Raw genomic sequence first — 13,793 nt, forward strand, 5'->3', positions numbered from 1 at the left:
TCACGCACAGAGTACTATAAGCCCCTAACTTACACCCTCTTTCATATAAATTGAATGGAAGGATTATTGGGATTGCAGGCAAACCAGTCCGTTATGTAGTTCATCAACAACCGGACCCGGCGTGGCTGTATTGATCCTGCTGGATAGACGATTTGCAATGCTGTCGGTGTTGGAGCGAAGTCCTGTAAAATTGGCACCAGCGTCCCCGTCTTGAGATCATCTTGTATATCCCACTCTGATTTCAAAGCGATCCCGTGTCCCGCACGACACCAAATGCGTACCAAATGCCCATCATTGACAATACGGTTACCACGGACAGTAAATTTTTGTTCTTTTCCTTGAACTAAAAACCGCCACGCCTGATCCACATGGCTACCAAAACGCATCACTATACAGTTGTGGTGGACAAGATCTTCGGGGTGCTGTGGTGTACCATGCGTGCTTAGATAATCTGGGGAGGCACAAACCACACGGCTGTTATTGCCAAGCTTTCTGACCTTCAGAGTACTGTCGGACAACGCGCCAAGACGCAGAGCCAGATCAAGACCTTGCCCAACGAGGTCGACATAACCGTCCGTCAATGTCAGGTCGATATTCACTTCGGGATGCTCACACATAAACGCGTCCAGCAAAGGGACAATTCTGTTGTGACCCAAATCTATTGGCGCACTGATATGTATTGTACCAGAAATTTTCTCAACGCCCAGCTTGATACGCGATTGCACCTCATCTGCTTCTGCCAGTATACGGCGCGCGCCCGATACCAACTCTCTCCCCTCATCCGTGAGACTGATCGACCGCGTGGTACGGGTCAAAAGACGGGCCCCATAATAAACTTCAAGGGCAGCAAGGCGCTCTGAGACGCTTGCAGGCGATAGACCAAGGTCTCGCCCTGCTGCCGCCATTCCGCCCTTTTCCACAATGCGTAGAAAGAGGGTTAGGTTATCCAAATCCATATCATTACATTTCTATTGTTCGGATATTCCAAAATATCATTTCGAATACTGCTCAATTATCAGGACCATTAGCAAGTGCTATCTATTGATCACGAAAGGAGACGCCTTATGCAACTTGACCATATTACCATCCGTACTCGCAACCTTGTGGCTACACGCGACTTCTTTCTCAGTGTCTTTGATCTGGAAGAGCGTAATCGTCCTCGCACTATTCAACGTATTCCTGGTCATTGGCTCTACGCAGATGACCAACCCATTATTCACCTGATTGGCTCTCACGGCCACGGAATTGATGGAGCAGCAGAAGCCTTTGATCACGTTGGCCTACGCTTAAAAGGCTACACCACGTTTCGAGAGAAACTCGACCTTCTTGGCATCCGTTACAGTCCTATGGATCTCCCTGAAATAAACGAGCGCCGACTTTTTTTTCGGACCCCTTGCGGCCCTCTTCTCGAAGCCGTCTTTAGTGAACCCAGTCCAGACTGACTTCTGATATTTATTGATGATTAAGGAAATACCCTATGACCCGTTCTCTTTTCCAGTCTCTGGATCTTGGCTCAACAACAATGCCAAACCGGATTGCCATGTCACCCATGACCCGCGCACGCACGACCCAACCCGGTGATGTTCCAAATGAACTTATGGCAGAGTATTATGCACAAAGGGCTTCCGCAGGTTTGATCATCAGCGAGGCCACCCAGATATCACAACAAGGCCAAGGCTATTCCTTTACACCCGGCATCTTTTCTCCAGCTCACATTGAAGGCTGGAAGCTGGTCACCAATGCCGTTCACAAAAAAGATGGCAGGATCTTTTTACAGTTGTGGCACGTAGGTCGCATGAGTCATGAGAGCTTTCATCCCGATGGTAAACCTGTTGCTCCTTCTGCACTTTCCCCTGATGCCCAAGTTTGGATCGTAGATCCAAAAACGGAGAAAGGAAACATGGTGGATTGCCCGCTGCCCCGCGCGCTCGAAAAAAGTGAAATTGCCCACATCGTCAACGACTTTCGTCAAGCCGCAGCCAATGCCATTGCCGCTGGATTTGATGGCGTCGAAATCCACGGTGCCAACGGGTATCTTATCGACCAATTCCTCAGACGCTCTTCAAACCATAGAACAGACGAATACGGTGGTTCACAAGAGAATCGTATTCGCTTTCTGGTCGAGGTGGCTGAAGCAGTTGCTGCTGAAATCGGAGCTGAGCGCACAGGTATTCGCCTGTCACCTTACATCACCCAGCGCAACATGGCCGATGACGAAATCATCGACGTCATCCTCAAGTCTGCAAAAGAGCTTAACCGCATAGGCCTCACTTACATTCACCTTTCAGAAGCTGATTGGGATGACGCCCCAACCGTGCCCGATCAATTCCGGCACGACCTCAGGGCGCTTTATTCCGGCAAAATTATTGTCGCAGGAAAATACACCAAAGAACGTGGAGACCAAATAATTGTCGAGGGTCTTGCCGACATCATCGCCTACGGTCGCCCTTTCATTGCCAACCCAGATCTGCCCCACCGTTTTTATAATGATCTTCCTCTCGCAGATTTTGATGGCGGCACACTGTTTGGTGGAACGGACAAAGGTTATAGCGATTATCCATCCTGGAAGCAGGCATCATGACGCTAACGAGTGAAGAAATTTTACGTGGCCACGGCAATCACAAGATTGGGACAGAGCTTGTTCATACCACAGATGACATACAAATCTGGCACCTACGGCTTGAACCCGGAGAAAGTATTGCCCCACACCGCCATGATCGACCCTACTTTTGGACCGTATTATCGGACGGCACCGGGCAGTCACGCTTTGACGATGGACGCAACATCCCAATAATTTACCGTGCGGGAGACACACAACATTTCCCAGATCTTACCCCTGAAAATGGATTTGTTCACGACCTGACCAACACCGGTGACAGCCCCTTGGTTTTTGTCACCGTCGAATTTAAAACCAACACATATGCCCCAACTCATCGCATTCAAAAAACTAAAGGAACAAAGTTATGAAAGCAGTTGCTTTAACTCATTACCTCCCAATTGAAGATCCGAACGCATTTTTTGACACTGAGCTTGAAAAACCAACCCCATCTGGCCATGACATTCTCGTCAGTGTAAAAGCCGTCGCTGTCAACCCCGTCGACACCAAAGTTCGTGCCCCCAAAGACAAGATAGAAGAAACCCCACGTGTCATTGGTTATGATGCCAGCGGCATTGTTGAATCTATTGGTGAGGATGTCAGCCTGTTCAAAGTTGGCGATGAAGTATATTACGCTGGCGACATTACCCGTTCAGGTACCAATGCTGAATTCCAGTTGGTAGATGAACGCATTGTTGGACACAAACCGAAGTCCCTGTCCCATGCACAATCTGCAGCATTACCCCTAACCACCATTACAGCCTATGAAGCTTTTTTTGATCGCCTCGGGATTGATATCAACGGCGCAAACAAAGGCGAAAGCATTCTTATTATTGGTGCAGGCGGCGGTGTCGGTTCCATAGGTATCCAGCTTGCCAAACGCGCTGGCTTAAGCGTGATTGCAACAGCATCTCGCCCTGAAACCACCAACTGGGTCAAGGAGCTTGGGGCCGATCATGTTGTTAATCATCGCGAAGATATGGTGGAACAGGTACGTACACTTGGCATGAACCACGTGGATCATATTGCCATTTTCAACGACATGCGCCATTGGGAAACCGCAGTAGAACTCATCCGTCCCCAAGGTGGCATTGTCACGATTGATGATACGGATTTGCCAATGCCTATGGCTGGTATGAAGGTGAAAGCCGCCAGCTTGCATTGGGAGTTCATGTTCGCACGAGCCATGCACAATACGCCTGATATGATTGAGCAACACAAACTACTGAGTTATGTAGCTAAAGAAATTGATGCAGGACACATACGCACAACGGTTTCTGATATTCTCTCTCCCATTAATGCAGAGAACATCCGTAAAAGTCATGCCCTGATCGAAGCCGGAAACGTTAAGGGAAAAATCGTACTGGAAGGCTTTTAAGCAGAAGATAAAATTCACCTAAAACTACGGCCTGCTTTCCTAAGTGGGCCGTAATTTTTAAGTAATCGTTTTTAATTTATTCGCCCCAAAAACTATTCCCTAATCTCGTACGAAAAAACATCCTGAACCGGACACCCAAACACATAGGAAATTTGAAAAGCCAGCTCCAGTGATGGAGAGTACTTGGCTTTTTCAATGGCCACGATTGTTTGCCGAGAGACTCCCGTTTTTTCCGCCAGTTGTTTTTGAGTCATCTCATCATGGTCAAAACGTAATCGGCGAATGTTGTTGGTGATCTGGCCTTTGACCATCTCATAATCCCCCGCGGTAAAGGAAAAATTTCACGATGTCTCCAATAATATTGGCAATGAACATCGAAAAAATGATCAAGAGGAAAACCAACGCAGGCGCGAGGACGTCCAGCGCCAAAACACCCATGGACACCATAAATCCAAAGCTGAAAACCAACAGAATGATCTGCATGGACTTGAGGTCGAACAACTTGTCCCGCTCATCATTCATCATGGGTTCATAGTCCTTGATGATGATCGAATGGATAATAGTAAAGAGGATATGCACCACAATACTGACAACAATGCCGCCGCCAACAAGAATAAAGAAGCTTTTCCCGATCAGGCGATAACTATCCGGACCGTTCATTGCTCCGTCTTGGTAGAGCTCGAACATATAAAACCCGAATACCCCAAACATTATGAGCGTGGTTATCAGAGAAACACCAACTCTTCTTTCCTGTTCTGACATCAGTATCATCTTTTCATAATTCGTTTTGAGTCTGTTCATCATCATTCGACACATGTCTTATTTTTCTGACTCAATGTCTAATAAACATAACTTAGAGTCAAATATATTTGACTCATCTTTTCATTATAGCCAAAGTGCACTCCATAGAGCTCTCATGACAGTTAAAGGATAGATTATGGCACCAACGGCTAAATTTTGGGATCGAATGGCAAATCGCTATTCAAAATCACCCGTCGCTGACGAAACTTCCTACCAAAAGAAATTACAAATCACCCAGGGGTATTTCAAACCAGATATGGAAATTCTTGAACTCGGTTGCGGAACGGGAACAACGGCCATAATCCATGCCCCCTTTGTAAGGCATATCCGTGCGGTTGATATCTCTTCAAACATGCTCAAGATAGCTCAAGACAAAGTCGACAAAGCAGACATTCAAAACATCACCTTTGAACATTCAACCATCGAAGATCTCAGCATTCCTGACCAGTCAATGGATGCCGTCTTAGCAATGAGTGTTCTCCACTTGTTAGAAGATAAAGAAGCCGCCATTACCAATGCTCATCGGATGCTTAAACCCGGCGGTCTCTTCATTACCAGTACAGTCTGCCTGGCCGGAAGCATGGGATGGTTCAAACCCGTCGTCGCAATTGGAAAAATCTTTAATCTTTTACCCTTAGTGAAATTTTTCACCCCACAAGACCTAAGCAAGAGCCTGAGCAATGCCGGATTTGAAATTGACCACTCTTGGCAACCGGGAAAAGGAAAATCTGTGTTTATTGTCGCGCGGAGAATCAACTAATTTTGCTATTTATTTAACAGATCTAACCTCAAACCAAGCACCTCTACGTCTCGAACCATTCGATCGGGTAACTCTTCCAAAATCTGTCTCTTGACCAATTAGGACAATTGCCCTAATGATGATTAATAGGTCAAGCGTCCTAATATGCTATTTCGACGAGAGAATGTGTTTGATGAGTGATGGCAAACCAACCCGTGACTACATTATAGAAGCAGCGGATCAGTTGTTTTATCAGCAAGGGTACGAACATACGTCCTTTGCTGACATTGCCGCCGCCGTTAGGATTTCGCGTGGGAATTTCTATTATCATTTCAAAACCAAAGACGACATTCTCGACGCAGTGATCGAGCTACGTTTGGCAAATACTCAAGATATGCTGGAGCAGTGGGAAATAACCGGACAATCCCCCCAAGACCGCATCAAACACTTCATCAACATCCTGATCACGAACCAAACCAAAATCATGCGATATGGATGTCCGGTTGGCACCCTGAGTACCGAACTGGCCAAAATGGATCATAGCGCTAAAACCGACGCAAGTAAGCTGTTCACGCTATTTCGAACATGGCTCGCCCAGCAATTTGTCTTTCTAGGTCATGCTACAGATGCAGATAATTTGGCAATGCACCTTCTCGCCCGCAGTCAGGGCGTCGCCACACTGGCAAACGCCTTTCGAGATAAAGAATTCATAGCCCAGGAAGTTACCCAGATGAACGAATGGCTAAACAAATACTGCCCCTCATAAGCAGTCGCAAATCTTGAATCCACGTCTTATCAACTTGTAAGATCAAAAAGAAAGATATCCAATGTTTGTCATCCAACTAAAATTTTCAGACAATAAAAGCCAAGCCAGCCAATTCATGGATGGCCACAAAGAATGGATCAAACAAGGCTTTAATGACGGGGTATTTCTTGTTGTCGGTAGCCTGCAACCCAATCTTGGTGGCGGTATTCTAGCACATGCCACCACCATGGCAGAACTTCAAAACAGAGTAAGCCAAGATCCCTTTGTAGCACAAAACATCGTAACCACTGAGATATCAGAGATCACACCGGCCAAAACGGATGAGCGTTTAAAATTTCTTCTCGATGAAAGCATTGCCACATAAGCTTTCTCTGACTTTAAGTTGCAATCGGCTTTGACCAACTGGAAAAAAACAAATGAGTACAACAGTAACAGGCCCAGACGGAAAAGTACGCTGTAGTTGGGCGAGGGCGGCCCCGGAGTTTCCCGACTATCATGATACGGAATGGGGTTTTCCTGTTGGTGATGATCAACGTTTGTTTGAAAAGATATGTCTGGAGAGTTTTCAATCCGGTTTAAGCTGGCGCACAATTCTAGTTAAGCGAGAAAATTTCCGTAAAGCGTTCCATCATTTTGATTACGACAAAGTCGCTCTTTTTAATGAAGAGGACATCAAAGTACTGCTCCAGAATGAGGGTATCATTCGCCATCGCGGTAAAATCGAAGCCGTTATCAACAATGCAAAACGCGCACAAGAAATAGTAAAATCCGAAGGCTCACTTGCAGCCTTCCTTTGGCGCTATGAACCCGATCCCAAAACGCACGGTAAACCACAGACGCAAACGACCTCACCAGAATCAATCGCTCTCTCAAAAGAACTTAAAAAACGCGGCTGGAAATTCGTCGGCCCCACAACAGCCTACGCCTTTATCCAAGCCATGGGTCTGATCAATGATCATGTTGAAGGCTGTATATGCCGGGAAAAAGTTGAGCAAGCTCGCAACAAATTTAACCGTCCACTTTGAGCCAATAAATAAAAGCGGATAAATACGCCACTCAAGTAATAAATTTAAAGACCTCAATGAGCACCCAATCAACACACTTCATCCACCTGAACAAAGACTGGAATGCAGATCCAAATGCACCTGCTTCTAAGCTAATAGTGGATGGCACAGATCTAATATTGAAGTTCTTTATAAACCACTTTGTATTTGAAGAGTTTAATGAAAACGACGTTGGATATATTCGTTTTCACAACTGTACACGGTACAAATTTACTCAAGTGAATGATGAAGGCTGGTATATGGGGCAATGCAGGTTCAGTTTGTTAGCTCCATCATGGGGAGAATTCTATCATGTCAAAGGTGACTTCAAAGAACAGGAACAAAATCATCCATGGACGTTTTTAGAAAAGAATGAAGGTGATCAGAACAATTATCTGTTTTATTTCAGGGATGAAACATTTGAATGCAGCGCCAAAAGATACTCATTCGACTTAAACAGCAAAAATATGTTGAGAAATAAAGAGATCGAATTTGATTAATTTGATCAAGAAGAATTGGTGGGCCCGGCAGGACTTGAACCTGCGACATCTCCGTTATGAGCGGAGGGTTCTAACCAACTGAACTACAGGCCCACTTGAGCGCCTAATGTTGCTCAGGCGCTCCGAATCTTCAAGTGTTAAATGTTCGATTCTGTAACAGAATCATAAAAAATTTCAGTACACTAAATATACCCGCGTAATATCAGGCGTACGAAAGCCGCGCCGCGCCATAGGAAACGGTTTTTGTAACGGGATCGACCCGCATTAAATCCTCTCCAACCAGAACCGGTCCGGCGAAGGATTTTTTCACTTCTGCCAACAGATCGTCGCGATCACTGTTTGGGGGCACAATATGAGTAAGTAATAAGCACTCAACGCCAGCCTGGGCTGCAACCTTACCCACTTCATCGGACAGGGTGTGATATCCTGCAACAGCAGCGATAGTATCAGCGGAGCGTATTCCTTCGACAACGTGCATTTCGCGATGAACAAAAACTTCATGAACCAATAAATCAACGCCTTTGGAAGCTTCAATCAAAGCAGGACAATAGGTGGTATCACCGGACAGGGCGATCTTTGTTGTTACCTTTGTTTCCCCATTTTTTTTCGGAGCTTCAAAGACAAAGCCAAAAGCCGGATCAATGGGTTGGTGATCCACAGCGATAACATCAACAATCACTTCATTAAACTGCAATCGCTCACCAGCTTTGATTTCGGTAATATCCAGTTCCAGTGCGGCCGTAGAGGGACGGCGTTCGTGTTTGATGCGCAGGTCCAGTTCTTCTTTCCAGACGGCCATCAAACCTTCGACAAATTTAACCGTTCCGGTTGGACCATAAATCCGCTGAGGTTTTGTACGCCCCTGATGCCAAGCAGAAACGATCACCTGATAGATATCGATAACATGATCGGAATGCAGATGGGTGAGTAAAATGGCATCAAGTTTGGCACCTGATGATCCGGATCCGACCAAGCGCTGGGTAACCCCAGATCCGCAATCAATGAGGATTTGTGTTTCGCCCTTAACACCAGCATGGCGAATAAGTTGTCCTGCCCCATAACGCTCCGTATGTACCGCAGGGCATCCTGTCCCTAAAAGAGTGATATCCATACTTCTGCTCTCCTAACTCTACCTAAACAATCGTATTCTCTATTAGCTTTAGTTCTCGCCTGACACCCTTACCCATTCAGGATATTACGCCGAACTTGCAACTTATCTGTACTTTGTACCCAGAGAAAGTATCAAACGAAACTAGTTTATTTTTGCGTATACCACTTTGAAATGCTCCAACACCAAAACGGTATCCCCATCAAAGGTATTTGATGTTTCCTCTGCGCGCCGGTTAAAGAATTTAATATGGGCTTCTCGCCATTCTTCGTAGGAACCCTCCCCTTCGGCCAAAGCAAAATCCATCGGAACATCGCGAAAAGGAGATAGGGTCACAGAAGTTATTTGGATCAAACAATGAGGTATGCCCGCAAAGTCTGTCAGGATGTGATAACTGCCCTCTTCTGGTGGCACTTCATTATCAGCTTCATAATCAAATAAAGTGCCGCAGGTCGCCGTTTTCACACCCGAAAGCACCAGCGCCAATAATTTATCCGCAAGTTCAGCACTGTCCCCGAAGGACCAGGAAGAAAAAGAGGCGTTCCAGTCCTCCATCGGGATATGATCCCCACAAGATTTCCAAAACGCCTCTATCATTTTTTTACGCGTGCTTTTCGGGCTTTCACCCATTAGCCGATGTCACCCTAACCAGGCAACGTCCGTTAGGTATCCAAGAAGCTACGTAGTTTACGTGAACGACTTGGGTGCTTGAGTTTACGCAGTGCTTTCGCTTCGATCTGACGAATACGTTCACGTGTAACCGAGAACTGCTGACCAACTTCTTCCAAAGTATGGTCGGTGTTCATGCCGATACCAAAACGCATACGCAGTACGCGCTCTTCACGTGGTGTCAAACTGGCGAGAACACGGGTTGTGGTCTCACGCAGGTTTGACTGAATCGCAGAATCCAAAGGAATAACAGCATTTTTATCTTCGATGAAATCACCGAGATGACTGTCTTCCTCATCCCCAATCGGGGTTTCAAGCGAAATCGGTTCCTTGGCAATCTTTAGGACCTTGCGCACTTTTTCAAGCGGCATGCCCAGACGTTCTGCCAATTCTTCCGGCTGTGGTTCACGGCCAATTTCATGAAGCATCTGACGGCTGGTACGAACCAGCTTATTGATGGTTTCAATCATGTGAACAGGAATACGGATTGTCCGGGCCTGATCCGCAATAGAACGGGTAATAGCCTGACGAATCCACCATGTCGCATAGGTCGAGAACTTGTAACCACGGCGATATTCAAACTTATCAACCGCCTTCATCAGACCAATATTACCTTCTTGAATAAGATCCAGGAACTGAAGGCCACGGTTGGTGTACTTCTTGGCAATAGAAATCACGAGACGAAGGTTGGCTTCAACCATTTCAGTCTTGGCGCGGCTGGCTTCTTTTTCACTGGTCTGCACGACTTTAACAGTCTTGCGGAACTCAGGAATCGGCAAACCAACTTCGTCAGCAACTTTGGAAATACTGCCGCGGATTTTGGTGATATCCTCGGCATAACGCTCTGCAAATTTTGCCCAGCCTTTACCAGGATAACCTTTAATTTCTTCAAGCCAATTCGGATGCAACTCACTCCCGAAATAGGTATCAAGAAATTCTTTACGCTCTACGCCTGACTTTTCAGCAAGGCGAAGAAGTTTGCCCTCCTGAGACATCAAATTTTTGTTGAGGCCGTAAAGTTGATCCATCATTTGTTCGAGACGATTGGAGTTAAAGTGAACCCCTTCCATCAGCTCGATCATTTCGTTTTTCATTTTGCCGTATTTTTTCTCGACGGCATCAGCAACCTTTTCACCAGCAAGCAAAGATGTCAGGCGTTTATCCTGGATTTTGCTCATTTTATGCTGATGATCAGCAATACTTTCCAACATTTCAAGAACTTGTGGCAGAAGAGCTTCTTCCATGGCAGCGAGAGACATGTTGTTCTCTTCGCCATCATCGTCGTCGTCGTCTTCCTCAACCTTGGCAGCTTCGCCTTCTTCACCTTCAGGCTTGGCTGGCTTATCGTCGTCATCATCGTCGGTGACTTTTGCGCCGGGTTGAGAGACGAGTTCGTCATCAACATCAGCTTTGTCACCAGCGCCAGATTCTTCGAAAGCAATATCATCATCGTTCGGGCCGCTACCGTATGTAGCATCCAGATCGATAATATCTCTGAGAAGCAGGTTTCCTTCCATCAAACCTTCGCGCCAGTGCAGCAACGAACGAATGGTCAAGGGGCTCTCACAGATCCCACCGATCATTTTATCGCGACCAGCCTCAATACGCTTGGCAATCGCAATCTCGCCTTCACGAGAAAGGAGTTCCACCGTCCCCATCTCACGAAGATACATCCGAACAGGATCATCGGTACGCCCGACTTCCTCTTCTTTGACATTACCAACGACGGCTTCGTCGGTTTTTGCCTCTTCATCGACAGAGTCATCTGATTCTTCGTTTTCGACAACATTAATACCCATCTCAGAGAGCAGGGCCATAATGTCTTCGATTTGCTCGGAAGACATTTCATCGGAAGGCAATACTTTGTTAAGCTCGTCATAAGTGACGTAGCCAACTTCTTTTGCCTTCGCGATCATCTTCTTGACCGTCGCTGATGTTACATCCATCAACGGCGCATCAGAAGTTTCTTCACGAGTTTCTGTGCTTTTTTCAGCGTTTTCGGTCGCCTTGGTTACCATTTAACCTTGTACCCCAAATAGCAATTCAGCACGCCAGCCTATTCGATCAATAGTCCACGTGCCCTCTCCTAACGCTCATTGACTGTCTTCGTAAGCATCTGGGTCATAACTATCTAAATCGATAGCCACCCCAGATACTTCCTGCCGGAGTTGCTTATGCGCCTCCAGCTGAGTCAATCCCGTTTCGTCCATATTCGCCGCAAATTCACGACTTTGAACTCCCTTATCCTGCTCTGCCTGTTTTTCACGGAACATAGCCGCAATATGCGTCACGCCATGCTCAGCAGCGGTGCTGTCTGTAGCTGGTCTCGCAAATTTACCGTGATCCAAAACAGCGGGGCTCAAGAGTTCATCCAATAATCGAGAATATCCCTTATCGCACAGTTGGCATTTAAGTGCCTCTCTGTCAAGATCTGGGTCTCTTACAATCGCATCGACAAGATCTTGCAACACGACATTAAAATCTTGGCTTGGAAGCCTCAAAGTCGCCAGATCCTCTAGGTGTTTGGTCAATACGCCAGGGTGATTTACCAGCGTTGCCAGCAAAAGTTGTTCCTGACGCCGTGCTAATAATCTTGGAGACACGCTCGCTCTGGGTATCCGTGGGTCAGGATTGAACGAATCCTTTCCCTTGCCACGTGCGCCCCCTCGGCCAACTCCCCAAGGGGTCCGATTCTGGCTTTTGTAATTCTGCTTATTATAAGGCTGGTTGTACCCCTGATAAGCGTTCTGTTGATAACCGCCCCTCGGATTTTGCCCACCCCCGGAATTTCCGCTCCCTTGATTATTACTTGCACCAGTCAAAGCATCAAAGCGGCGGAACATATCCTTTTGGTATTCAAACTTTAAATCTTTATCAACAATAACACCGATTTGTTTGCGTAGCTCAGCCTTCAGTGCTGCCCGCCGTTCAGGTGTTTCAATATCAACGCCTTCAACGGTTTTTCGCCACAACATTTCGGATAGAGGGCGAGCCTGAGAAAGAAACTCACGCATAGTTGCGGAACCTTGAGTTTGTATAATACTGTCGGGGTCCTCCCCCTCAGGCAGCGTTACAAACTTAAGGGACTTCCCGGGCTGAACAATCGGCAAAGCTCTGTCGACGACACGGTAAGCTGCACGAATACCTGCCGTATCCCCATCCAGACATAATGTCGGTTCTGACACCATGCGCCAAAGTTCTTGAATCTGATCCTCGGTCACAGCCGTACCCAGGGGTGCCACGGCAGCCGGGAAACCAGCCTGAGATAATGCAATCACATCCATATAGCCTTCAGTCACAATCACTTCACCCATGTCGTGAGCGGCCTGTCGCGCATATGCCAGATTGTAAAGAATCCTGCCTTTGTGAAAAAGAATCGTTTCAGGAGAATTCAGATACTTTGCCTTACTATCCCCAAGGGCACGGCCACCAAAGGCAATAATGCGGCCTCTACGATCCGTAATGGGGAACATTAACCGGTGATTAAAATATTCCCAGAACTCATCTCGTTTAGACCCATCAGAGCTTCCACTGTCTTCATTTTGTTTAATGACCCCAACATCAACCAATTGTTGATCATCGATCCCACGTGCATTCATCGTCTTACGCAGCAGACCACGTTGCATAGGCGCCAACCCAAGACGGAACCGATTAACGGTCTCAGCGCGTAATCCACGACGGTTTATATACTCGCGGGCTTCCTTGCCTTCACTGCTTGCCAGCTGCTCTTCAAACCAGCGCGCCACATCTTCCATGACATCGTAAAGGCTGGCGCGTTTTTTTGACTTCTCAGCTTCTTCTTTACTGGCCTTGGGAACCTGAAGTCCTGCCTGATCTGCCAAACGTTCTACGGATTCTGGGAAAGACAGTCCCTCTGTTTCCGTCACAAAGGTGATGACATCGCCATGGGCACCACAGCCAAAGCAGTGGTAAAACCCCTTATCATCATTAACGGTAAAAGAAGGGCTCTTTTCATTATGGAAAGGACAAAGGCCGCTAAACTCTCGGCCTCGCTTGATCAACTTGACCTTGCGACCAACCACACCGGAAACAGGCACGCGGGCGCGCAGTTCATCCAAAAATTCTGGTGTGAATGACATTGAAAGTCGTGTTCCCAACCCGTCGTCCCTTAGATCCTAGAAAAAAACTTACCACAACATAGATTTACCACAGCATAGATTGTGTCTCTAGGT

At 46.7% G+C, this 13,793-nt stretch carries 16 protein-coding genes and 1 tRNA gene; 9 read left to right on the forward strand and 8 right to left on the reverse strand.

All coding sequences use genetic code 11. From position 1 onward, the window contains the following. Positions 1 to 41 precede the first annotated feature (41 nt). Entirely contained in the window at positions 42 to 956 is a 915-nt protein-coding gene (locus ACFSKO_RS12225; RefSeq protein WP_380251919.1) for a LysR family transcriptional regulator, read from the reverse strand. 108 nt (positions 957 to 1,064) lie between these two features. Here ACFSKO_RS12225 and ACFSKO_RS12230 point away from each other — a divergent pair, with 108 nt between their 5' ends. Genes ACFSKO_RS12230 through ACFSKO_RS12245 form a run of 4 tightly spaced genes read left to right on the forward strand, consistent with a single transcriptional unit; the run spans position 1,065 to position 3,974 of the window. Then, positions 1,065 to 1,442, forward strand: coding sequence for a VOC family protein (locus ACFSKO_RS12230; protein ID WP_380251921.1), 378 nt, complete (start codon positions 1,065 to 1,067; stop codon positions 1,440 to 1,442). Positions 1,443 to 1,477: 35 nt separating this feature from the next. Then, the gene (locus ACFSKO_RS12235) at positions 1,478 to 2,581 is read left to right on the forward strand and encodes an alkene reductase (RefSeq protein ID WP_380251923.1); all 1,104 of its coding nucleotides are present in this window, start codon (positions 1,478 to 1,480) and stop codon (positions 2,579 to 2,581) included. Continuing rightward, complete coding sequence (locus ACFSKO_RS12240; protein ID WP_380251925.1) at positions 2,578 to 2,967, forward strand: cupin domain-containing protein; 390 nt, start codon at positions 2,578 to 2,580, stop codon at positions 2,965 to 2,967. Before ACFSKO_RS12235 ends, ACFSKO_RS12240 begins: the two co-directional genes overlap by 4 nt. Further along, positions 2,964 to 3,974, forward strand: coding sequence for a zinc-binding alcohol dehydrogenase family protein (locus tag ACFSKO_RS12245; RefSeq protein WP_380251927.1), 1,011 nt, complete (start codon positions 2,964 to 2,966; stop codon positions 3,972 to 3,974). The genes ACFSKO_RS12240 and ACFSKO_RS12245 overlap by 4 nt, the downstream gene beginning before the upstream one ends. A gap of 92 nt (positions 3,975 to 4,066) precedes the next feature. Here ACFSKO_RS12245 and ACFSKO_RS12250 read toward each other — a convergent pair whose 3' ends face one another. Further along, positions 4,067 to 4,285, reverse strand: coding sequence for a helix-turn-helix transcriptional regulator (locus ACFSKO_RS12250; RefSeq protein WP_380251929.1), 219 nt, complete (start codon positions 4,283 to 4,285; stop codon positions 4,067 to 4,069). 1 nt (position 4,286) lies between these two features. Next, complete coding sequence (locus ACFSKO_RS12255; protein ID WP_380251931.1) at positions 4,287 to 4,736, reverse strand: hypothetical protein; 450 nt, start codon at positions 4,734 to 4,736, stop codon at positions 4,287 to 4,289. A gap of 175 nt (positions 4,737 to 4,911) precedes the next feature. On the opposite strand from ACFSKO_RS12255, the gene ACFSKO_RS12260 reads away from it, so the two are divergent. From ACFSKO_RS12260 to ACFSKO_RS12280, 5 genes are all read left to right on the forward strand, one after another. Beyond that, the gene (locus ACFSKO_RS12260) at positions 4,912 to 5,535 is read left to right on the forward strand and encodes a class I SAM-dependent methyltransferase (protein ID WP_380251933.1); all 624 of its coding nucleotides are present in this window, start codon (positions 4,912 to 4,914) and stop codon (positions 5,533 to 5,535) included. 172 nt (positions 5,536 to 5,707) lie between these two features. After that, positions 5,708 to 6,280, forward strand: a complete 573-nt coding sequence (locus ACFSKO_RS12265) for a TetR/AcrR family transcriptional regulator (RefSeq protein ID WP_380251935.1) — start codon at positions 5,708 to 5,710, stop codon at positions 6,278 to 6,280. Positions 6,281 to 6,341: 61 nt separating this feature from the next. After that, positions 6,342 to 6,644 carry a YciI family protein gene (locus ACFSKO_RS12270; RefSeq protein ID WP_380251937.1) on the forward strand — a complete coding sequence of 101 codons (303 nt, stop codon included), beginning with the start codon at positions 6,342 to 6,344 and terminating at the stop codon, positions 6,642 to 6,644. 52 nt (positions 6,645 to 6,696) lie between these two features. Continuing rightward, positions 6,697 to 7,305 carry a DNA-3-methyladenine glycosylase I gene (locus tag ACFSKO_RS12275; RefSeq protein ID WP_380251939.1) on the forward strand — a complete coding sequence of 203 codons (609 nt, stop codon included), beginning with the start codon at positions 6,697 to 6,699 and terminating at the stop codon, positions 7,303 to 7,305. 56 nt (positions 7,306 to 7,361) lie between these two features. Continuing rightward, complete coding sequence (locus ACFSKO_RS12280) at positions 7,362 to 7,823, forward strand: hypothetical protein (RefSeq protein ID WP_380251941.1); 462 nt, start codon at positions 7,362 to 7,364, stop codon at positions 7,821 to 7,823. 16 nt (positions 7,824 to 7,839) lie between these two features. Here ACFSKO_RS12280 and ACFSKO_RS12285 read toward each other — a convergent pair. From ACFSKO_RS12285 to dnaG, 5 genes are all read right to left on the reverse strand, one after another. Continuing rightward, positions 7,840 to 7,916, reverse strand: a tRNA-Ile gene (locus ACFSKO_RS12285). Between the two features lie 109 nt (positions 7,917 to 8,025). Next, positions 8,026 to 8,934, reverse strand: coding sequence for an MBL fold metallo-hydrolase (locus ACFSKO_RS12290; RefSeq protein WP_380251943.1), 909 nt, complete (start codon positions 8,932 to 8,934; stop codon positions 8,026 to 8,028). A gap of 141 nt (positions 8,935 to 9,075) precedes the next feature. After that, entirely contained in the window at positions 9,076 to 9,561 is a 486-nt protein-coding gene (locus ACFSKO_RS12295; protein ID WP_380251945.1) for an ASCH domain-containing protein, read from the reverse strand. A 32-nt stretch (positions 9,562 to 9,593) separates the two neighbouring features. Continuing rightward, the gene (rpoD, locus tag ACFSKO_RS12300; RefSeq protein WP_380251947.1) at positions 9,594 to 11,618 is read right to left on the reverse strand and encodes an RNA polymerase sigma factor RpoD; all 2,025 of its coding nucleotides are present in this window, start codon (positions 11,616 to 11,618) and stop codon (positions 9,594 to 9,596) included. Between the two features lie 75 nt (positions 11,619 to 11,693). Further along, positions 11,694 to 13,700, reverse strand: coding sequence for a DNA primase (gene dnaG / locus ACFSKO_RS12305; protein WP_380251949.1), 2,007 nt, complete (start codon positions 13,698 to 13,700; stop codon positions 11,694 to 11,696). Positions 13,701 to 13,793 lie beyond the last annotated feature (93 nt).

The sequence above is a fragment of the Kiloniella antarctica genome, from assembly GCF_042682825.1.
GTDB classification, from domain to species: Bacteria; Pseudomonadota; Alphaproteobacteria; order Kiloniellales; family Kiloniellaceae; genus Kiloniella; species Kiloniella antarctica.